This is a genomic window from Okeania sp. SIO3I5 (assembly GCF_010672085.1).
GTDB lineage: Bacteria > Cyanobacteriota > Cyanobacteriia > Cyanobacteriales > Microcoleaceae > Trichodesmium.
Genome location: NZ_JAAHHT010000001.1, coordinates 73,534 through 96,781 on the forward strand (window position 1 = coordinate 73,534; position 23,248 = coordinate 96,781).

A 23,248-nucleotide genomic window follows, 5' to 3' on the forward strand; every position below is an offset into this window, starting at 1 on the left:
AATCCGGTTTTATCGGTATAAAAAAGCAGAGAAAGGGAGTTTGTATCAAATGCCCTACAATACTAATATTAAGCTCCCACAAACCCGGTTTCTGATAACCCTTCCGTTGCCAAGCAAATTTGATATGACTCCTGACTCCTAAAAAACCCCCTAGCTATTTGTAGTAAACATTTATCAAATCCGTATTATCGAATTTTACATCAAAAGTAAAAAAACATACCCAAGTAATACTAGAAGTTATAAATATTGGCTACAAATAACAGAGATTTGTAGCCTATTCCCAGTTAAGTGTTCCCTATAACTAGAGTTTTATAACACTCTTTTTTCAAAATGGCATAATACCAATTCCTAGGTATTAATGCTGTACTTAGGTAACGCTTAAGTTATTAAATAGTTAAGACAAGCATTTAGAACCTTTTTGCTTATTAACAGCCTAGTTAATATTAATTATTTTGATGTTTCTTCCACACTCCCCTACTACCGTACTCCCCTACTCTCCTGCTAATCAGAAATGGTATAAGCGGGGGTTAACTTCTAACTTCATTAAAACCCCCATTCAATTGAACCTAAAACCTAAAACTTAAAACCTAAAACTTAAAATCTTTTTTCAAAGTCTAAGATTTTATAGTCTAAACAGGTATTTTTTACTATTTTTTCTTTCCCAAATTTTACTTGCTAATTGATTATTTTCCCAAATGAGTTGATTTGGCTTTAATATTACTTATGGTAAAATTAGTCTAGACAGTTAAAAAACTATTTTATTTAGATTTTTTAACATTCATTTTTTTCAGAGTAAAAAAGGAACCGGGAAATTATATAGATAATCATCAGATAGATAAAATGATTTATTGACTGATATTTTTCAACTCTTGACTTCTAAAAATAATTCCAATATTTTTCCCAAGTCATAAAATTTACTCTCAAAAAATCAGGTGTTATCTTTCTGGAAAAAACTAGCCCTTAACCAAGCAGTTGAAAATGAAGTAAATGCAAAAATCTCCATAAATATACTAAGTATATTTTTCAATTTTTTTCTGTCTAATATCATGTTCGGATAATCAGTTATAAATAAAATTTGAGCTACTGACAGTAGGGAAAAGATATGATACTTCTACTTTTCTCCTGACTCCTTTCTCCAGAAATTCTGAGGACCTACGGACGTTGCTTGAGCATTAATGCTTTTCATGTCGCTCCGCGTTAACGGAGTTGTGCGTTAGCTAAACGTCCCTACCTCCTGACTCCTTGATAATTATTTATAAGTATTCAACCGAATATGATATAATTCCTGATTTTGTAATCAATTGGTATCAAAAAAAATGAGCGGTAATCAACATACTGACAGTGACAATAAACTTTTTAATTTACTTATCAATGACCTGCCCGATCAATTTACCGGCAAGTTAGAAGTAAAAAGTTCTCGCCAAAGTTGGACAATATTTTTTTGTATTGGTCGTTTCGCTTGGGCAGTAGGCGGAGAACATTATAATCGGCGATTTCACAAAATCTGGCATCAATTTTGTTCTCATATTTCTCTAGACAAAATTAAGTTCCGAGAAACAGATCATACTATTTGTTATTACTATCATATTATGTCTGTTTTATCCAGACGAAAATCATTAACTAACCCTCAAGCAAAAGCAGTAGTCTTAGGAAATGTCAAAGAAGTTTTATTTGACATTCTACAGGAACAATCCCAACAAGAATTAAACTATAATTTACTTGATATAGGATTAGAAAAATCTTTAATTATGATGTCTGCACTTATTAGATTAGAAACTATTATTCCTCCCGTAAATCAATTATGGGACGAGTGGAAAGATTCTAATTTAGCTGCATATTCTCCTAACCTAGTTCCTGTAATCACAAAGGCTAAACAGTTAGAAAAAGTAGCAAAAAACAACTCCTACAATACAATTACCAAGTTAGTTGATGGCAAACATTCACTTCGAGAAACTGCTGCTTTAGTGAACAAAGATTTGCGCCAGTTAACTTTATTTTTAATGCCTTATATCAAGAATAAATTAATTGAGTTACAGGAACTTCCAGATAAAAAACGTTTAGAAGGAAGTCCTGGATTAGAGCCAGATAGTGAGACAGAAACACCTCCTAATAAACCTCAAGCATTAATTGCTTGTGTAGATGATAGTAAAGAGATGTGTTATCTCTTAGAAAAAATTATGAAGAAGGGGGGTTATAGATTTCTCGGAATTCAAGATTCTATTAAAGCATTAGTGATGATTATTGAAGCAAAACCCGATATAATTTTCTTAGATTTAATGATGCCAATTGCTAATGGTTATGAAATTTGTACTCAACTGCGAAGAGTGCCTATGTTTGAGAATACACCAATAGTTATATTAACTGGAAATGATGGAGTTGTAGACAGAGTTCGAGCGAAAATGGTAGGAGCGACAGGATATTTGACTAAACCTGTTGAACCGAAAAAAGTTCTAGCTTTAGTCAAGCGATATTTACAAAATCCTCCATCTCCTGATTGTGATACAGAATCAGAGATAAAATCTGACGAATCAGATTTATAATTGAGTAAGATAATAGTGAAGCGATGATATGTAGTTTCAGAATTTAGGATTGCCATAAGTATAAAATTTCCTCAGAAGATAGCATCAATAAAAGCTAGAATAAATGCTCAAGTCAATGAATAAATAATTCCATGCTCAGAGAATTTATTGTATACGCTTGTCCAGTGGGTGAACTTAACAATCAAGTAGAGGAATATTTTACTACTACTTGTGCAGAATGTGGTGAAAATGCTGCTCATAAATATATGCCTCACTGTACCTTAACTGGTTTTTTTCACGATGAATCAACTGCCATTCCAATTTATATTCAAGCATTAGATATTGCTTGGCAAAATGCTTTAACAATACGCCTAAATAAACCCATTGTTATTGTAGATTTTAAGGTAAAACCAGACTTTCATTATCTCAAAATAGAATCAGTTTGGATAGAAAAACTAATTGCTAACTTTGCTAATATTGCTAAATCACCAACTCGTACGGATCGATTTCGTCTCAAAAGTAATTTACACCTCACTTTAGCCTACAAATTTCCTTCAGAACAACAACAAACCCTCACCAAAATAGCTAAAAAAATTATCAATCCTCAAGCAGAAGTATCATGGGAACTACGGTTTTATGAACGCCATCCCGATCACTCTTGGACTTGTCATCAATCTTGGAAACTTTGATTGAGAATTTGATAATTTGATAATTTGATAATTTATCCAGGGTATGATTATTACCGAAAAATCAATGTATAAAGCCTTCTATAAATTGAGAATTGAGAATTTTAGAGTTTGATAATTTGATAATTTATCCAGGGTATGACTATTACCAAAAAATCAAGGTATCAAGCCTTCTATGAATTGAGAATTGAGAATTTGAGAGTTTGATAATTTGATAATTTGAGAATTTATCCAAGGTATGATTATTACCAAAAAATCAAGGTATCAAGCCTTCTATAAATTGAGAGTTTGAGAATTTTGAGAATTTATCAAAGGTATGATTATTACCAAAAAATCAAGGTATCAAGCCTTCTATGAATTGAGAATTGAGAATTTTGATAATTTGAGAATTTGATAATTTGAGAATTTGAGAATTTGAGAATTTATCCAGGGTATGACTATTACCAAAAAATCAAGGTATCAAGCCTTCTATGAATTGAGAATTTGAGAATTTGATAATTTGAGAATTTGATAATTTGAGAATTTGATAATTTGAGAATTTTGATAATTTGATAATTTGAGAACTTATCCAGGGTATGACTATTACCAAAAAATCAAGGTATCAAGCCTTCTATGAATTGAGAATTGAGAATTTGAGAGTTTGATAATTTGATAATTTATCCAGGGTATGACTATTACCAAAAAATCAAGGTATCAAGCCTTCTATGAATTGAGAATTGAGAATTTGAGAGTTTGATAATTTGATAATTTGATAATTTATCAAAGGTATGATTATTACCAAAAAATCAAGGTATCAAGCCTTCTATAAATTGAGAGTTTGAGAATTTGAGAATTTTGATAATTTGATAATTTGATAATTTATCCAGGGTATGACTATTACCAAAAAATCAAGGTATAAAGCCTTCTATTTCAAGATAAAAAAAGTGCTAGGATATTTCCTTATATTCAATTCCCTCACGGTTTTAACCAAAGGTAATTATTCATTATCAATTTATGAATAACTTTATTGGAAATGTTTGCAGACTCAGTTTTAGGTAAGTTAATTCGGAACCTGCTGTAAGCGCTAAAGTTAATTGTTTGCCAATCATATTCCTTACTTCTAATCAACCAAATAATCACAAATATTTCTAACCTTTTACAAAAAATTTCCGGACAAATTTACCTATTATTAGCAATTATTATATTCGGTGCATCCAACTCCATTACAAAACAATTAACCGAAATTGGTGCAGCAAAATTTCCTGGAGAAAATCCCATTTCTTTTTGTAATGTATTATTTGTCGGAAATATCTGCGCATTTTGGGAAATAAAAGGCTGAAACTTTTACCAGTAAAAGCTTTGAGCTTTAATTAGCCAGCCTTAACTATTGGACAATAGAGCGAGTCAATATCAATTGGGGAAATAAAACGCTGAAACTTTTACCAGTAAAAGCTTTGAGCTTTAATTAGCCAGCCTTAACTATTGGACAATAGAGCCAGCCAACATCAATTGGGGAAATAAAAGGCTGAAACTTTTACCAGTAAAAGCTTTGAGGTTGAATTAGCCAGCCTTAACTATTGGACAATAGAGCCAGCCAACATCAATTGGGGAAATAAAAGGCTGAAACTTTTACCAGTAAAAGCTTTGAGGTTGAATTAGCCAGCCTTAACTATTGGACAATAGAGCCAGCCAACATCAATTGGGGAAATAAAAGGCTGAAACTTTTACCAGTAAAAGCTTTGAGCTTTAATCAGCCAACCTTAACTATTGGACAATAGAGCTAGCCAACATCAATCAATAGAAAGAGAGTGATATAGCAGCCACACTTGCTCCGCCTTTTCGTATAGGGAATGCTCCGCAAACATATCGCGCAGCGAAAAGCTGAACGGATGTTCTATTGCTACTTTCATGCAACAAAGCCATTATTAATAATTAATTATTAATTATTAATTATTGAGTTTTCGTCCTTCCATTAAAATAAATTCTGCTACTTTTAAATCGACAGGAGTTGTCACCTTTAAATTAGTCTCCTCTCCCTCCACAATTTTCACAGGTAAACCACATTTTTCAAACAAAGCAGCATCATCAGTAACTTCCCAACCTAACTGACGCCCCTTTTCATGGCATTCTTTCAACAAATTCACCTCAAACCCTTGGGGTGTCTGAGCAGCCCACAAATTGCCACGGTCAGGCGTATCCTGGATTATACCAGATGGATCGACAACCTTAATAGTATCCTTAACTCGCACAGCAGCAATTAAACCAGGACATTTAAAAATCTCCTCCGCACATCTGTCCAAAAGTTCAGGAGTAGCTAAACACCTCGCCCCATCGTGAATTAATACTCGTTCTGCTTCCGGTGGCAAAGCCTGTAAACCATTGTAAACCGACTCCTGACGAGTTTCCCCTCCCTCAATTAACTCTATATACTTGTTAGTAGACAAATCCGAAATATTTTTTTGAAAATCTGGAAAATCAACAGATTGTCCAATAATACCAATCCAACTAATATGATGAGATTTTACAGCAGCCTCAAGAGTCCAGCTCAATAAAGATTTACCCAATAGACTCAACAAAAGCTTATTTCGCGAACTACCCATCCGTCGCCCCATACCAGCAGCAGGAATTAACAAATACATTTTTTATTAAAGCTTTTCTATAAATAATAAAATCTAGCTATATAGTTGCAAAAAATATAGTCAAATATCACATTGATTTAGAGTCCATTTCAGGTACTCCCCTTCGTTTTTTGTTTCGTTGGTGTTACCAACCGTGGATGAACTACGCACCTCTCTATCCCCTCAGCAAATGCTTTAGGGAATGCTTTTCTTAAGATGTTATAACTAGCATTCACATCAGCATTAATTATTTTTTCTGACTTGCTACGATATAAACCTCGTTTTAATCTCACTCCACTGAATTTGATTTCTGCACCCTCTATTTCTTCTCCATAGATTGGTATTTCATCTAAGTCCAAAAAACTGGCTCTACTGGTATAGGATTCTTCCCTTTCTACTACCTTTATTCCTTTAAATTTACATTTATAACTGATTTTTTCTATTAAATTATTATGAGAAATATTTGTAAAATTTTGGTTGTTTATTTTTCCTAAATTTACTTTATGCTTCCAGTTTTTATTCTTCCCTATTACCAACGTATCTATGTTTAAATCTAACAATATATTTACTAAATAATTACTCACTTTATGATAGTAATCATTGATTTTTTGTTGTCTTTTCCTAGTTAATCTTGACAGACGATTTGACCAATATTTTCCCGATGGTAATTGTTGCGTGTAGACTCGCTTTTTTTTGATTATAGAATTGATTTATGCTTTTTAATGGTCGTCCGTTCACCAGAATAGGTCTAAATCCTAGCTGATTTGATGTTAACCCTATTAAATTATTGACTCCTAAATCTATTGCAGCTATTTTCTCTGTGGTTGTTTCTGTTTTTAATTCTTTTTCTTCATAAATAACCTCAATTACATAACAATCTGATTGAGGGACTATTCTTACCTGATTTAAGTTTTCTTGTTTCACCTTAGTTGGCAAAGAAAAATTTAATCCTGATAATTTTATTTTGCCCATTTTTAAGCTAGTTTTACTTACCGCTTGAGCTGTATAAATTACTAAATGCCTTCCCTCTTTATCTTTATATTTTGGCAGTTTTGGTCTGCCCAAAAATTTTTCAGGATTTAACTTATATTCTTGAATAGAATTGAAAAAAGAACGCCAATTCTGGTCTAAATTTCTCAATGTTTGTTGAGATACTTTAGCCGGCATTGCTCTATATTCTGTCGTTGATTTTAAAACTCGATCCAAAAGATTATAATTAGAATATTTCCGACAAAATATGAATCCTTGTCTCAAGTTGTAGTTGGCTTTATTATAAAGATTTTTCGAGGCAAAACAAACTCGATCTAACTCAAGCCAATTTGAATGAGTCTTTGTAATAACGTGTCTTTCTACTAACTGCATAAGACAATAATGCACTAATTAAATTCAATTATAACTTAAAATAGAGTTCAAGTATTTATTTTTTTTGACTAAATATTTGACTACATTAGTTGATGTTTGACTATATTTGTGTTGAAACTTTACAACACTCTATTTAAAATTGAACTGATAATTAACTTTAATCCCTTAAACATGAGAATACTTGCCCTTGTCCCTGGTGGAATAGGCGACCAAATTTTATTTTTCCCTACTCTGGATGACATTAAACAATTCTATCCAGAATCCCAGATTGACGTAATTGTAGAACCTAGGTCCAAGGGTGCATACCGAGTCTGCAAGTCCATCCAGAATATCCTAACCTACGACTTTAAAGATGCCAATAGTCTTGCCGACTGGGGAAATTTGTTAGGTATTATGCGCGATCGCGAATACGAAGTAGTAATTTCCCTGGGACAACGTTGGACAGTTGGCCTATTGTTATGGTTAACAGGAATTCCTAAACGAATCGGTTATGCAGGTAATGGAGGAATTTTTCTCACCGATCCTATACCCCTGAAAACTGAACAATATGCTGCTCAGATGTACCATGACTTGCTGCAAGGAATGAAAATTGCTACTCCTTTTAAAGGAATATCAATTAATGTCCCTAAAACAGATATTGATGAGGCCGAAGCTGAACAGCAAATATTAGGAGTTGCAGAAAGTGGTTATATTCTGATTCATGGTGGTTCTAGTCAATTAGCTCAGGTTAAAGGTATTGATAAAATTTATCCTACCAATTACTGGCAGGAGATTATTTCAGAACTGCAACAGAAACAACCTAACTTGCCAATAGTAATAGTAAAAGGTCCTGAAGATGCACCATGGGTTAATGAAATTATAGATTCTGCTCCGGATGTAAAAGTAGTTACTCCTAGGGATGTAGGTAAATTAGCTGCTATGATTGCTGGAGCTAATTTAATGTTATGTACTGATAGTGCGCCAATGCACTTAGCAGTTGCTGTTGGGACATATACCATTGCTCTGTTTGGTCCAACGGAACCAGAAAAATTATTACCCAAGAGCGAGCGGATAGTTGCTATTAAATCTTCTACTGGAAAAATGGAAGATATTTCACCCCAGGAAGTATTACAGAAAATTTGGGGCGGAGAGGGTTAAACTAGGGAGTAGGGGAGTAGGGGAGTAAGGGAGTAAGGGAGTGGGGGAGTCATTTTTTTGCCCAATTCTTACCCAAAATGCTAACTTTTTGAGAATTTTTAACTGAAAACCCTGGATTTTTTCAAAGCACCAAAAAGGCTAAAACCTTTATTGTTAATGGTTTGATATTTAATCAGCAAGTTCAAAATAATAAGGGTAAATATTCCCTATTCCCTATTCCCTATTCCCTTGAAAACCCTGGATTTTTTCAAAGCACCAAAAAGGCTAAAACCTTTATTGTTAATGGTTTGAGATTTAATCAGCAAGTTCAAAATAATAAGGGGAAATATTCCCTATTCCCTTGAAAACCCTGCATTTTTTCAAAGCACCAAAAAGGCTAAAACCTTTATTGTTAATGGTTTGATATTTAATCAGCAAGTTCCAGGTAATAAGGGTAAATATTCCCCATTCCCCATTCCCCATTCCCTTGAGAACCCTGCATTTTTTCAAAGCACCAAAAAGGCTAAAACCTTTATTGTTAATGGTTTGATATTTAATCAGCAAGTTCGAGATAATAAGGGTAAATATTCCCTATTTCCTATTCCCTATTCTAAAAATTCCTCTGCCAAATCATACCCTAACATTTGAGACATAGACATTAATCTGGATTTACTAGAAATATTCTGTTTATTTAACCAGTCTTTCAAAACAAAAATTTTGTGCATCAGAAATATTTCTAATGCTTCTGGATTATATTGGATACCTTCACTCCGATGAAATTGGTGAGGTACAAGCATTGCAGTATAACGAGACAGTTCCCCCTCTTTCCAGTTGAGCAAAAATGGCAACCAAGGATAACGACTGTCTAAACAGATAAACCATAAACGTACTTCTGGAATTTCTGAAAGTTCCCTTGGATCTTGGGGGTCTTGCTGATAGTTAATAGTAAAATTGAGCTGTTGTTCAGAAGAGGCGATCGCTCCTTCTTTTAGCATTGGAGAAATTACACTTTCAACTGGGGATAAATCTAACTTATGGATATGTTCAGTATTGAGGGCGATTTTCATTAATGGATAATTAATAATGGATAATTGATAATTGATAATTACCTCTTCCTAAAAGGAAAAAATTTATTTCTCAAGAGAAGATTGGATCTAGCGCCGGTAACCCATCCATCCCATCCTACCGACTGGGACCCTTGCCGACTACTTTTTTCCCTTGATTGGGGAAGCTTTAAAAGTGAATTATTTAATTATTAATTATTCGGTAATTGTCATCCTAGCTGTAGATAATTATAAATTTCTTTCTATTTTGAGGTTCAATCATAATTATTGAATATTTTAACCTGATGATGCTCATTTACATAGAAAAATAACTGAACCGAATCAAAATTACTAACTATCATATAAAATTTTAGGGTCAGTTCTGCCGAGATTTTGCACAATAACGGTAAAAAATTAAAGATAAATAGTTTTTTTACCGAACAGTATAACAGGATTATCTATCAATCTAATCAGTAATGGAATTAAGCATAATTTATAATAAAAACTTACCATATTAGAGCAAAAAAAATCTAAATATAGCACTACCCATTTAGGGGACGGACATTGATAAATTCCTTTTGCGGATAATTGACCCACCGCAAACTATCTGGTCAGATTACTTTGAAATGGATGACTTTTGGCTTGCGGATGGAAGCTATATAGGGTTTGCTGAAAAAGTATGCATGGGTGAGGGTAGTCCTCAGGAGTCAGGAGTCAGGAGTCAGGAGGAATGGGGAATAAGCGAGGAGGCAGGAGGAAAAATTATCCTTTGATTTTTCTGCCACAGTCAACTCAAAATCCTAACTTTTTGAACTCCCTAGAACAAAAACCTTGTACTTTTTCAAGACCATTACAGGCTAAAACCTTTAGGAGTCAATGCTTTTATATTTAATCAGCAAGCCCTATATATATAGCAATCCTAAATTAGTCGTAACAAGTTTTATAATAGTTAATTTAACCTGAAAACATGAGTAAATTCTGACTCCTGACTCCTGATTCCTGTACTGATGATTTCCTAGGTCATGCTCCTAATTACGCGAATCACCCCTACCACAAAAATATTACAACCGATTAGAGGATTGCTATAATTTGGGCTGAAAAACACTTAACTAAATTCTTTTAAGATTATTCAATAGTAAAAAAAATGACTTTAAAAAATATAGATAAATTTGCTATAATTACAAATTTTAACTTTAACTAGCAAATCCTGAACTTCTAAACCTCCCCGATCATGCTTGATCAAGAACCCAAGTTTAAATTTTATTTTGGAGGTATTAAAAACATTCTAGGTGATGGAAAAGGAAAAAAAATTACCTTAGCAAATTATCCTCACCTGCTTAAAAATTATTACTATTAGCAAAGTAAATTTCGTTATGTCATTAAAAAAATCACAACAAAAAAAGCTGGAGGAAACTTCTCATATATCCTCTGCAAATGGAAAAAACGGTTATAAAAGTAATTCTTTAGTCAAAATAGAAACAGAAATAGAAACAGTAAATACTACTTCACAACCTTTAGAGGAAGAGCAAAACAATAACTCAGAAATTGAACTAGAAGAAAATTCCCAACAATCAACAGAAACTCAACCAAAAAAAGGCAAAAAAAATTATTGGTTATGGCAACTAATTTGGTGGACTATTGCAGCTAGTTTTGGAATTACAGGTGGTGCAGCACTTATGTGGTTATTGGTTAACCCACCTCAACCTAACTGCGAACAAATTTCTCGATTATCAGCAGATGGAGAGAGACTTTTCTGCGCTAACAAAGCTGCCGAGTCACGGAACCTAGAAGAGTTGGAAAAAGCTTTAACTTTAGTCAAAAGTTGGCCAGAAGAACACCCCCTCTATCAACTAGGTCAACAAATGACAGGAGAATGGACAAAGTTAATTATCTCTGTTGCTTATCAAAAGATTAGACAGGGTAATTTACAGGGCGCTCTAGATACAGTGGCAAAGATTCCTAAGGATAGTCCAGTTTACGGTAGAGTAGAGGATGCAGTAGCAGATTGGAAAAAACAATGGGCAGAAGGTCAATCTTTCTATGATAAAGCTACAAAAGCTATAAAAGGTATGAATTGGAATAAAGCTTCTGATTACTCCCTAGCTATGTCAAAGCTAGATAATCTTCACTGGCAAACTACTAAATATAGAGAATTATTAGAGCGCATTGCATTGGAAAAAAATGCTTGGCAAATTCTTAAAGATGCTCGTTATTTAATATATAGAGAAACAGTAGAGGAATATGGAGAAGCGATCGCTTTAGCTAACAAAATAGACTCCAGTCTCTACGTTCGAGAAAAAGCTGATAAAGATATGCAAAAGTGGGGTCGTAGTTTAATCGAAATTGCTACTGAGCGTATAGAAGCAAAAGACTTAAAAGGGGCAATAACAGCTATAGAATATATTCCTTCAAAGCATAAACTGAAAAAAGAAGCTGAAGACTTAAAATTACTAGGTCATGCTCAAGCAGCAACCTGGGAAAAATCTGAGAAAGGGTCTCAAATTAACAATATGGTAGCCTTGATAGAAGGAAAAGCAGCAGCAGCTCAGATTAGTTCAGATAGTCCATACTATCAACAAGCTCAAACTCAATTTAAGCAGCTCCAACAACAGTTAGACAACTTAACTCATATTCACCTAGCTAAAGCGATCGCTAGTGTTGGTCAACCAGCTACATTACAATTGGCCATAAACCAAGCTGAAATGGTTGGCCTGAAAGAACCAAAGCGAATCCAAGCTCAAACATTGATTGCTAAGTGGCGCAAAGATATTCTGAAGATAGAAGACAGACCTTATGTAACCTTAGCTAAACAATTAGCAAAACAAGAGACTGTTGATAGCTATAATTTGGCGATTAAACAAGCTAGTTATGTGGCCTTGGAGCGTCCACTGAGAATAGAAGCTCAAACCCTAATAGCTGAGTGGAATAAACGGGTACAAATTATAGAAGATTCACCTTTATTAGCAGAAGCTAGAGCTTTAGCAAAGGAAGGAAAACTTAGTCAAGCTATTGATGTTGGATATCAGATAGAAAAAGGTCGTGCTTTGTATGAGGAAGCTCAGGATGAAATCTATAAGTGGAATACAGAGTTACAAATTGTCCAAGATAGGCCAATTCTTAATCAAGCTTATAGTCTGGCCAAGCAAGGTAGTCTAACTGCTGCTATTAACACAGCTTATCAGATTGGCTATGGACGTGCTTTGTATTATGAAGCTCAAGATGCTATTTCTCGTTGGGCGTCTGAACGAGATGCGATCTGGGCAGCACAACAAGCGGAGGAAGCTAGGAGAGAGCGAGAATACCAACGACGTCTTCGAGAGCAACAAAGGTATTATTCTCCTGCCCCCAGTCCTGAATATTATTCGCCGGCTCCACAAAGGTCTTATTCTCCTGCCCCCAGTCCCCAATATTATTCGCCGGCTCCACAAAGGTCTTATTCTCCTGCCCCCAGTCCCCAATATTATTCGCCGGCTCCACAGAGGTCTTATTCTCCTGCCCCAGCACCAGCACCCAGTAGTTCAGATGCCTATTTACTTCAAGAATAATTAAGTAGTCGTACTTTTAGGAATTTCCTAGTTGAGAGAGGGAACAGGGAACAGGGAAACTAGAATGTGTAATTAATTTTGCTTATGAACTTAACTAATTAAGTAATTAAGATCGAAGATTTAATGAAGATATTGGGGAAACTTTTTTGAGAGAGGGAACAGGGAACAGGGAATAGGCAAGAAATTTTTTCCACAAAGCAACGGAAAACAATTTTTTGAGTAACTTTGACTGCTCCTACTTATACTAAATAAAGGTCAAGTTGATTTTCTGTAGATTTCTATTTTTCAAAGTAGGGAATAGGGAATAGGCAAGAAATTTTTTCCACAAAGTAACGGAAAACAATTTTTTCGAGTAACTTTATTCTGCTCCTACTTATACTAAATAAAGGGCAAGTTGATTTTCTGCAGATTTCTATTTTTCAAAGTAGGGAACAGAGAATAGGCAAGAAATTTTTTCCACAAAGTAACGGAAAACAATTTTTTCGAGTAACTTTATTCTGCTCCTACTTATACTAAATAAAGGGCAAGAAATTTTTTCCACAAAGCAACGGAAAACAATTTTTTCGAGTAACTTTATTCTGCTCCTACTTATACTAAATAAAGGTCAAGTTGATTTTCTGCAGATTTCTATTTTTCAAAGTAGGGAACAGAGAATAGGCAAGAATTTTTTTCCACAAAGCAACGGAAAACAATTTTTTCGAGTAACTTTATTCTGCTCCTACTTATAGGAAATCAAGGGCAAGTTGACTTTTTGCAGATTTCTATTTTTCAAAGTAGGGAATAGGGAATAGGGAACAGGCAAGAAATTTTTTCCAAAAAGTAACGGAAAACAATTTTTTCGAGTAATTTTATTCTGCTCCTACTTATAGGAAATAAAGGGCAAGTTGACTTTTTGCAGATTTCTATTTTTCAAAGTAGGGAATAGGGAATAGGGAACAGGCAAGAAATTTTTTCCAAAAAGTAACGGAAAACAATTTTTTCGAGTAATTTTATTCTGCTCCTACTTATAGGAAATAAAGGGCAAGTTGATTTTCTGGAGATGTCGATTTTTCAAAGTAAGGAATAGGGAACAGGTAATAGGCAAGAAATTTTTTCCACAAAGCAACGGAAAAGAATTTTTTGAGTAACTTTATTCTTCTCTTACTTATAGGAAATAAAGGGCAAGTTGATTTTCTGGAGATGTCTATTCTTAAAGATATCAAACAAAAACAAATTTATGAATAGTGAATCAGTATTAAAATTGCTGCTCATTGATAATGACTCTATCTTTCGGATGGGGTTAAAATTTTCTTTCGAGCAGTTTTCAGATATAGAAATAGTAGTTGAGACAGAAGTAGGATCGGAAGCTTTAAAATTTATTCAAAATTTGAACAAACAAGAGAATAAATTTTTTGTAATTCTAGACATAGAAACTAATAATTTGCTTCCTCAAAATTCAGAGGAAATTACAATTTCTGGAATTGATTTTTGTCAGCAGCTAAAAACTTCTTGCCCAGAGTTACAAATATTATTATTGACATCCTTGCAAGATACCTTATTATTGACATTTTTACGAGAATTAGGTGTCAATGGTTATTGCCAAAAAGGAATCAGTATTTCTGAGTTAATAATTATTATTAGACAAATAGCAAATGGTGAGTTTTATTGGGTAAATATTCCTGAGATTGAATCTATACAAGAAAGTTCAGAAAAACCAGCAAATTTAAGTTTAAGAGTTCAAACCAGAAATTTTTTCAATACTATTTTTGATAACGTCTATCAGTCTGGAATTAAACAAATAGATTCTTCTTTATCGGAAGTAACATCTCAACTCAATGAAAGACTAGAAAATTTAGATAGAAATAATTTAACCTCTTTACTTAATGTGGCAATAACTTCTGGGCAACGTCGAGAATTACTAACAGCTAGATGGATACTTAGTCACTTATTACCTAAATCTTTTAATGCCCAGAAACAGCAGCAACAAATAAATGTAAATAGAGATTATTTTGGGGATTCAAAACTACAAAAGATTACAGAATTACCAACTAATAAACTTATTAATTCAGCGAACAATAATCGGGCAACTATTCAGAACAGAAATGCAGAAGTTATTTCTCAAACTTCCACTGAGACAACGAATGTACAAACAGCATTATTTGAAGCAACAATAGCTAAATTAAATGCTAATTTAATTAACTTCAGTGGATTACCAATGGAAATTGATATATTGCGAGGTTATAAGAAACAAGAACTAATTTATATAGCTTTATGTAAATTTGAAGATATTCTTGATGAACTCCGTAGTGCTTCTATTCTGATGGAAGAAATACCAAAACAAAAATATGAGATTGTGCATAATTTGTGGCAATTGACGAGTCAAGTTTTTTTGGATAAATACTATCAACTAGAAATCACTAATGGTATAGGAACTGTCAATTATTTTTCAGAAAAAATTAGAGTAGAAGTGATGCCAGTCTTGTTCAATGAAACAGATAATGTGCATAAGTTTATTCTTGATAAAATTCCTTTAGTTGAAGAATTAATATCTTACTTATTATTTGAAGTTCCTTTGGTAGTTGATAATGTATCTTTTGCGGTAGGTTCTCCTGAAGCTATGGAACGTTCTGAAGCTTTACTGCAAAATTTATTAATTTCAGTTGCTAATGGTGTTATGCAACCTTTATTAAATAATTTTGCTCATGTAGAAGAAATTAAAGAACATTTTTACGACAGACAATTATTATCAACACGAGATATTGAAAAGTTCCGTAATCAGTTATCCTGGAAATATCGTATAGAAGAATATATAGGGGAACCAAAGGCAATTTTTGAGAGTAACTTTTTCTTATTTGTGTTGAATGAACGTGGCATCAAAAAAATATCTATTTATTCACCTCGTAGACATGAATTAGGACAACTCTCAGGCATTCCATTAACGGTAACATTACTATTAGAAACTCGGGATGCAATAGCTCCTGGTATTAAAGCAACTGTTTCTTTTATTGGCAGTGGAGTTGTGTATTTACTTACTCAAGTAATTGGGCGTGGTATAGGTTTAATTGGAAGAGGTATTATTCAGGGTGTAGGTAGTTCTTTTCAAGATGTTAAATTTGGTAGAAATAATAATACGGGAGAAGCAAGAAAAAGTCAGCAAGGAAGTAGAAGGCAGAAAGGAAGTATTTAAAATTCAAAATTCAAAAGTTAAAAGTTAAAAGAGTTAAAAGTTAAAAGAGTTAAGAGTTAAGAGTTAAGAGTTAAGAGTTAAAAGTTAAAAGTAATTTCTGACTAAGTTTGAGCTTGAAAAATAGCTTCAAACTATATAAAGTCTATTCCATGTAAATGTGGTACAGTAACTCTTGTATATTGGCTCAAAAAGAATGAAAACTTACAGTAGTTTTGATTAACATAGAATACATAAATTTTGGCTTAAAGGCAGAATGCATAGGGCAGAATTGTTGTAGTCTACCTTATATGAAAATTGCTATAATTCCATGCTTCAAAACTTCAAACACTATTTAAAAAGCTACTACTTATGAAATAATTTCAAAAAATAACTGTAGCATTAAAGTTTTGAACCGATCAAATCTTACTTTTTATTTTTAAATTTTGATTTTTAAATTTTGATTTTTAACTTCCGTCAAACCCACTCTATGTAAAATAATTTCCTAAAATAACTATAGCATCAAAATTTTGAGCCGAGCAAATTTAAGTTTTAAGTTTTAAGTTTTAAATTTTAAGTTTTAAATTTTAAGTTTTGACTTCCGTCGAACTCTTTCTATGTAAAATAATTTCCCAAAATAACTGTAGCATCAAAATTTTGAGCCGAGCAAATCTTACTTTTAACTTTTAACTTTTAATTTCTGTCTAACCCACTCTATGTAAAATAATTTCCTAAAATAATTGTAGCATCAAAATTTTGAGCCGAGCAAATCTTACTTTTAACTTTTAACTTTTAACTTCCGTCTAACCCGCTCTATGTAAAATAATTTTCTAAAATAACTATAACATCAAAGTTTTGAGCTGATAAAATCTTACTTTTAACTTTTAACTTTTAACTTCTGTGAAACGGTATTTCCTACTCCCTACTCCCTACTCCCTAAAATGACAAAATATAGACTCTCTCAACAACACCTAAAATTACTGACAACTTGTCCGCGCAAATTCCAATATCTCTACCTAGATAATTTGAGTGTACCGACAACACCTATAGAACAAGAAAGACTAAATTGGGGTAGTCAGTTTCACTTATTAATGCAGCAAAGAGAACTAGGATTACCAATAGAATCTTTAATGCTAGAAAATCAAGAAATGCAGCATTGTTTTGAAAGTTTTTTCCAAGCTGCACCAGAAATATTAAATCCTCAAACTCAAGATAATTTAATCTTACGTCAAGCTGAACATAATCGCAGTATTAATTTTAATAACTATATTCTGACAGTTATTTATGATTTATTAATTGCTGAAAATCAACAAGCACAAATTTTTGATTGGAAAACCTATAGTCATCCTCAAAACAAAAAAAAATTAGCTCAAAATTGGCAAACACGCTTATATCTTTATGCCCTAGTTGAAACTAGCAACTATTTGTCAGAAGCAGTTTCTATGACTTATTGGTTTATCCAACCAAAAAGTCAAAGCTTACCCTACAAACTAAAATTTTCTTATAATCAACAAGCACACAAAAAAACTGAACAGAATTTACAGGAGATATTAAATAATTTAACTTACTGGTTAAAAAATTACCAGGAAGAGGGGGCAGAATTTCCACAAGTGGAGATTCTTAATATTTGTCATACTTGTCAATTTGCTACTCGCTGTGAACGTTTTTCAGAAGTTCATAACAGAGAAGCAGATATTGAGTCTACAGATATTTCTGCTGATTTAATATTCAGTCTAGATAGTATTCCAGAAATATCAATTTAGCTTAAAATTAAAATTATTTAATTAAAAATAATAAGTAATAATAAAAATCTACTCGCTCTCCTCACTCGCTTAATTATACATCCAATCTATATAGTACATAAAGTATACTTTGATTTTTAACAATTTTAATTAAAAAATCCTAAATGTTATTCCATATCTCATAATCTCATATAAAATCCGCTTAATTCAGTATAAAAAATGTTCCATAAAAAGCCATTGCCAAATATTTCTTTATCTCCCTATCCACATTCCCCACACTCCCGATACTCCCCACACTCTTTCTCTAATTATACCGATGTTACCGGACTTGATATAACCTACCATTTCAAAATTAATATAGCGCTACGCGAAGCGTGAATAGGGAACACGGAATAGCGGTGCGACCCCGTGTCGGCCACAGACGCAAGGGAACGCGCACCAAGAGAGGGAATAGGGAATAGTAAACTTTCAAAGGGTTTTTCTTATAGGGAAATGCTCCGCAAACAGGATTTATAAATGTCCTAACCTTTACTTCGACTGCTATAAAATTATTTTACTTTTGACTGATAAGTTTAGACTTTTGTTTATGAGCCAAGGAAAGAATTCCATGACGAATTATGCCAAAATTAGAAATAGCATATATTAATTCTCATTGATTACCGAAAAATTAAGGTTTAAAGCCTCTCATAAGCAAGGAGAAAAAAACGAAAAAATTCCTTTTGACCAATCCTTCTATTACAGAAGAGGTAATTAATAATTAATTATTGAAAAATAACTTAGAAATTGAAAGCAACTGGCTTATTAATCAGAATATCATGTCATCAAAAATACTTGTTGTGGATGATGAACCAGATTTTGAATCACTAATCGTCCGTAACTTTAGAAAAAAAATCAAGCAAAAAGAACTGAATTTTATTTTTGCCAGAAATGGTGTAGAAGCACTAGAAATTTTGTCAAAGGAACTCAATGTAGACATCGTATTAACTGATATTAATATGCCCTTAATGGATGGGTTAACTTTGCTGGATAATCTTCAAGTTCATTATCCTGATATCAAGGCAGTAATTATTTCTGCTTATGATGATATGGAAAAAATTAGGTCTGCAATGAATAGAGGTGCTTTTGATTTTTTGACTAAACCTATAGACTTTCAAGATTTAGACATTACGATCAAAAAAACATTAGCAAATGTTCAGCAACTCAAAGAAAATAAGCGTTTAAAACAAGAAAAAAATGAAGCAGAAGCAGCAAATAAAGCCAAAAGTGTATTTCTAGCAAATATGAGCCATGAATTACGAACACCATTAAATGCTATTATTGGCTACAGTGAAATTTTACTAGAAGATGCTGATGATTTAGGCTATGAAGATTTTATCAACGACCTTCACAATATTCATACTTCAGGGAAACATTTACTAACAATAATTAATGACATTCTCGATCTTTCAAAAATTGAGGCTGGTAAGATGGATGTTCACTGGGAAAGTATTAATATTATGGCATTAATTGAAAATGTTTTAGCAACTATTCAACCCTTGATTGAGCAAAATGGTAATACATTAGAAATAATCTGTGAAGATAATGAGGAACCGATAGTTGCCGATCCTAATAAAATGCGCCAAGTAATTTTAAATCTTTTGAGTAATGCGGCTAAATTCACAGAGAATGGTCAAATAATTTTGAAGGTTAAAGTTGTTAATAATGATGGAAATTTGATTACTCAAAATGGAAAGTATAACTCTACAAGTAAGGTGTTAGTTTTAAGTGTTGCTGATACTGGTATAGGTATATCAGAAGACAAAATAGATAGTTTATTTCAACCATTTACTCAAGTTGATGATTCAACAACACGAAAATATGGAGGAACTGGTTTAGGTTTAGCTATTAGTCGTCACTTTTGTAAAATGATGGGTGGAGATATTGGTGTAGTTAGTGAAGTGAATAAAGGTTCAATATTTACTGTAAAATTTCCTGTTCCTGAAGCAGGATTTCTTAATTAAGAATAGGGAGTGTGCTAACAATTAATAATTAATAATTATTAATTATTAATTACCTCTTCTTTACAATAATGGATAATGGATAATTACCTCTCCCTAAAAGGGAGAGGATTGACTAAAAGGAAAAAATTTATTTCTCTTGGTCGATTGGATATGCCGAGGTCTCCTCGGCATCCCTCCCTACGGGAAGCTCCGCTTTTCATGTCGCGCAGCGTTAACGTAGTTATGCGTAGCAAAACGACCGCTTTTTCCCCTTGAAAGGGGAGGCTTTAAACCTAAATTATCTAATTATTTAATTGTTTAATTGTTTAATTGTTTAATTGTTTCAGTAACATAAGAATTGCCTAAAAGGAATTTTTTTCTTCTCTTAGTTGATTGGATATGGCGAGGTTTTCTCAGCATCCATCAACCGCTTTTTTATCTATGAATGGAAAGGCTTTATACCTTAATTTTTCGGTAATAAAATAGGTTTACCTCATTAGTCTGAGAAATTATATATGATTTTAATGAATTATAAAATATACAAAGCAATAAAATATAGTAATTAATCTTCTTCCTTTTGCTATATCTTATTCACAGTAATAATTAAACTTTTAATTTTTTCTATATTCTATATTTGTATGACTAGCCATAATTTTTTTATTCTATTAGTTGTAGTTGCTAAAAAGAATTTTTATAGCTCAGAAAGAATTGGTTAGAACATAGACTGATAATAAATCTTAAACTAGGAAATGTTTTTCCAATTGTTCCCTATTCCCTATTTCCTATTCCCTATTCCCTATTCCCTGCTATAAATAAAGATGTCTAAAGAAAAATTTTCTTGGCAAATTCCTATATCTGATAATCTGCCTGATTCATTTATTGAATCTGTCAAAAATTATGCACCAAAGTTATCAGGAAAATATCTAGCACAATTATTATGGCAGCGAGGAATTAAAGATACTAAAAATATAGCAGGCTTTTTAAAACCAAAACAATATCAACCAACTAGCTCCTTTGAATTTGGCGTAGAAATTAACAGAGCTATAGAAAGAATTACCTCTGCTATAAATGATCGAGAAAAAGTTGCTATCTGGGGAGACTTTGATGCAGATGGAATTACTTCAACATCCGTACTTTGGGATGGATTAGGAGAATTTTTCGATAAAAATAACCAACTAACTTATTATATTCCTAACAGATTTACAGAATCTCATGGTTTGAATTTTTCCGGAATAGAACGGTTAGCAAAAGCAAATTATAGTTTGATAATTACCTGCGATACAGGCAGTACAAATATTGCCGAAATAGAATATGCAAATAATTTAGGAATAGATATAATTGTTACCGATCATCACACTCTTCCCTCAGAACGTCCGCCATTATTTGCTATTATTAATCCTCGCTATTTTTCCCCCGATAATCCTTTATATAATTTATCTGGAGTTGCTGTAGCTTATAAACTTATAGAAGCACTTTATTTAACTCATCCAAAAATACCTAAACTTCCCCTAACAGAATTATTAGATTTAGTAGCTATTGGTTTAATTGCCGATCTAGTTCAGCTAACAGATGATTGTCGTTATTTAGCACAAATAGGTATTGAAAAATTAAGCACACAATTACACACAACTACTAGACCTGGAGTTGCTAAACTTTTAGAGTTGTGCAAAAAAACAGGCGATCGCCCTACAGATATTTCTTTTGGTATTGGCCCTCGAATTAATGCTGTAAGTAGAATTATGGGAGATGCTAGTTTTTGTGTGGAACTGTTGACCAGTCGTGACCTTCAAAATTGTCAAAAATTGGCGTTAGAAACGGAATTAGCTAACTCTAGGCGGAAATCTATACAAAAAGAAGTAGCTGAAGATGTTGCCAAAAAATTGACTAAATTAGACCTTTCTACTACTCATGTTATAGTTTTGACAGACCCTCAATGGCCTGTCGGTGTGCTAGGATTAGTTGCAGGACAAATAGCTCAAGAGTATGGTCGTCCTACTATTTTATTAAGTGAGGAAACTGAAGCTACTAGAACTTCTGAAGAAAAATTGTTAGCTCGTGGTTCTGCCCGTTCTGTTGGTAAAATAGACCTTTATGAGTTGGTGAAAAATCAGGCACATTTATTAGATAGGTTTGGTGGTCATCCTTTTGCTGCTGGTTTGAGTTTGCCAGTAGAAAATATTCCAATATTTACGGATGCTATTAATCAACTATTGGGACAAACATTAGGTGTAAGTCTGAACCAAACTTCAGTAATAGAAGTAGATTTAATTGTGACTGTATCTGAGTTGGGTAGAGATTTATTTCAAGAACTGAAGCTTTTAGAACCCTGTGGTATGGGCAACCCGGTACCTAAACTTTTGATTCAAAATTGTTGGTTTACTAATGTTTGGCATCGGAACCAAACGGACTTACGGGGAAATAAGGTCAAGTATATTAAGACAAGTTTTGAAATTTGCGATGAGTCTATAGATAAAGGTTTTCCTGGTCTTTGGTGGGGTCATTATAAGGATGAAGTTCCGGAAGGTATATGTGATGCGGTAGTGGAACTAGATTTCAATACTTACGAGAAACGTTATGAAGTTCGACTTATTGCTGTACAACTTAATCTTGAAGATACTCAAGTCATTGCATTAAATTCTGCAGATTGGATATTGGACTGGCGTCAAGGAATTCAAAATTCAAAATTCAAAGTTCAAAAGTATTTCTCTACGGATGAATCTCATTTATCCTTTCCAGGAAATGAAAATTCAAAATTTGATAATCAGAACTATAGTGCTATTGAAAAGTCAGACCTATCTCTTCCCCAAAATGAAAATTCAAAATTTGATAATCAGAACTATAGTGCTATTGAAAAGTCAGACCTATCCCTTCCTGCAAATGAAAATTCAAAATTTGATACTCAGAACTATAGTGCTAGTGATAAGTCAGACCTATCTCTTCCCAAAAATGAAAATTTAAAATTTGATACTCATAACTGTAGTGCTAGTGAAAAGTCAGACCTATCCCTTTCCGAAAATGAAAATTCAAAATTTGATACTCAGAACTATAGTGCTAGCGAAAAGTCTCAAGTCTTGCCTCCGAGAAATGAAAATTCAAATGATAAGTCTGAGGTCTTGCCTTTGAGAAATGAAAATTCAAAATTAGATACTCAGAACTATAGTGCTAGTGATAAGTCAGACCTATCTCTTCCCAAAAATGAAAATTTAAAATTTGATACTCATAACAGTGTTAGTGATAAGTCTCAGGTCTTGCCTCCGAGAAATGAAAATTCAAATAATAAGTTTGAGGTCTTACCTGCGGGAAATGAAAATTCAGAAATCCTAACTTCAAACTATAGTGCTAGTGAAAAGTCTGAGGTCTTGCCTCCGGGAAATGGAAATTCAGAAATATTAACTTCAAACTATAGTGCTAGTGAAAAGTCTCAGGTCTTACTTCCGGGAAATAGAAATTCAAAATTAGATACTCAAAACTATAGTGCTAGTGAAAAGTCTCAGGTCTTGCCTCCGAGAAATGAAAA

General features: G+C 33.0%; 12 protein-coding genes. 8 read left to right on the plus strand and 4 right to left on the minus strand.

The window, feature by feature from the left end; translation table 11 throughout:
- The first annotated feature begins 1,316 nt into the window (after positions 1-1,316).
- Complete coding sequence (locus F6K40_RS00265) at positions 1,317-2,540, plus strand: response regulator (RefSeq protein ID WP_293129704.1); 1,224 nt, start codon at positions 1,317-1,319, stop codon at positions 2,538-2,540.
- Between the two features lie 131 nt (positions 2,541-2,671).
- On the plus strand, positions 2,672-3,208 hold the full coding sequence (locus F6K40_RS00270; protein WP_293129707.1) for a hypothetical protein: 537 nt from the start codon (positions 2,672-2,674) through the stop codon (positions 3,206-3,208).
- 1,922 nt (positions 3,209-5,130) lie between these two features.
- Here the strand turns inward: F6K40_RS00270 and ispD are convergent.
- The 3 genes from ispD to F6K40_RS00285 form a co-directional block, all read right to left on the minus strand.
- A complete protein-coding gene (gene ispD / locus F6K40_RS00275; RefSeq protein ID WP_293129710.1) occupies positions 5,131-5,823 on the minus strand; it encodes a 2-C-methyl-D-erythritol 4-phosphate cytidylyltransferase in 693 nt (230 codons plus the stop codon).
- 89 nt (positions 5,824-5,912) lie between these two features.
- Entirely contained in the window at positions 5,913-6,512 is a 600-nt protein-coding gene (locus F6K40_RS00280) for an IS200/IS605 family accessory protein TnpB-related protein (protein WP_365669656.1), read from the minus strand.
- Entirely contained in the window at positions 6,424-7,164 is a 741-nt protein-coding gene (locus F6K40_RS00285) for an RNA-guided endonuclease InsQ/TnpB family protein (protein ID WP_293129713.1), read from the minus strand. Before F6K40_RS00285 ends, F6K40_RS00280 begins: the two co-directional genes overlap by 89 nt.
- A 171-nt stretch (positions 7,165-7,335) precedes the next feature.
- Between F6K40_RS00285 and F6K40_RS00290 the strand changes: the two genes are divergently transcribed.
- Complete coding sequence (locus F6K40_RS00290) at positions 7,336-8,301, plus strand: glycosyltransferase family 9 protein (RefSeq protein ID WP_293129716.1); 966 nt, start codon at positions 7,336-7,338, stop codon at positions 8,299-8,301.
- Positions 8,302-8,885: 584 nt separating this feature from the next.
- Here F6K40_RS00290 and F6K40_RS00295 read toward each other — a convergent pair.
- Positions 8,886-9,347, minus strand: a complete 462-nt coding sequence (locus F6K40_RS00295; RefSeq protein WP_293129719.1) for a CRR6 family NdhI maturation factor — start codon at positions 9,345-9,347, stop codon at positions 8,886-8,888.
- Between the two features lie 1,349 nt (positions 9,348-10,696).
- Here F6K40_RS00295 and F6K40_RS00300 point away from each other — a divergent pair.
- From F6K40_RS00300 to recJ, 5 genes are all read left to right on the plus strand, one after another.
- Positions 10,697-12,868 carry a hypothetical protein gene (locus F6K40_RS00300; protein WP_293129722.1) on the plus strand — a complete coding sequence of 724 codons (2,172 nt, stop codon included), beginning with the start codon at positions 10,697-10,699 and terminating at the stop codon, positions 12,866-12,868.
- A 1,216-nt stretch (positions 12,869-14,084) separates the two neighbouring features.
- Complete coding sequence (locus F6K40_RS00305) at positions 14,085-16,034, plus strand: DUF3685 domain-containing protein (RefSeq protein ID WP_293129725.1); 1,950 nt, start codon at positions 14,085-14,087, stop codon at positions 16,032-16,034.
- A gap of 917 nt (positions 16,035-16,951) precedes the next feature.
- Complete coding sequence (locus tag F6K40_RS00310; RefSeq protein ID WP_293129728.1) at positions 16,952-17,773, plus strand: PD-(D/E)XK nuclease family protein; 822 nt, start codon at positions 16,952-16,954, stop codon at positions 17,771-17,773.
- A gap of 794 nt (positions 17,774-18,567) precedes the next feature.
- A complete protein-coding gene (locus tag F6K40_RS00315; protein WP_293129731.1) occupies positions 18,568-19,752 on the plus strand; it encodes an ATP-binding response regulator in 1,185 nt (394 codons plus the stop codon).
- Between the two features lie 797 nt (positions 19,753-20,549).
- Positions 20,550-23,248, plus strand: a 2,699-nt coding sequence (gene recJ, locus F6K40_RS00320) for a single-stranded-DNA-specific exonuclease RecJ (RefSeq protein ID WP_293129734.1), incomplete at its 3' end; no start/stop codon positions are given.

Bases quoted from the DNA above. Each gene is read 5' to 3' on its own strand.
- F6K40_RS00300 (WP_293129722.1), top strand. From the start codon at position 10,697: ATGTCATTAAAAAAATCACAACAAAAAAAGCTGGAGGAAACTTCTCAT.
- F6K40_RS00265 (WP_293129704.1), top strand. From the start codon at position 1,317: ATGAGCGGTAATCAACATACTGACAGTGACAATAAACTTTTTAATTTA.
- F6K40_RS00310 (WP_293129728.1), top strand. From the start codon at position 16,952: ATGACAAAATATAGACTCTCTCAACAACACCTAAAATTACTGACAACT.
- F6K40_RS00315 (WP_293129731.1), top strand. From the start codon at position 18,568: ATGTCATCAAAAATACTTGTTGTGGATGATGAACCAGATTTTGAATCA.
- F6K40_RS00305 (WP_293129725.1), top strand. From the start codon at position 14,085: ATGAATAGTGAATCAGTATTAAAATTGCTGCTCATTGATAATGACTCT.
- ispD (WP_293129710.1), bottom strand. From the start codon at position 5,823: ATGTATTTGTTAATTCCTGCTGCTGGTATGGGGCGACGGATGGGTAGT.
- F6K40_RS00295 (WP_293129719.1), bottom strand. From the start codon at position 9,347: ATGAAAATCGCCCTCAATACTGAACATATCCATAAGTTAGATTTATCC.
- F6K40_RS00285 (WP_293129713.1), bottom strand. From the start codon at position 7,164: ATGCAGTTAGTAGAAAGACACGTTATTACAAAGACTCATTCAAATTGG.
- F6K40_RS00270 (WP_293129707.1), top strand. From the start codon at position 2,672: ATGCTCAGAGAATTTATTGTATACGCTTGTCCAGTGGGTGAACTTAAC.
- F6K40_RS00290 (WP_293129716.1), top strand. From the start codon at position 7,336: ATGAGAATACTTGCCCTTGTCCCTGGTGGAATAGGCGACCAAATTTTA.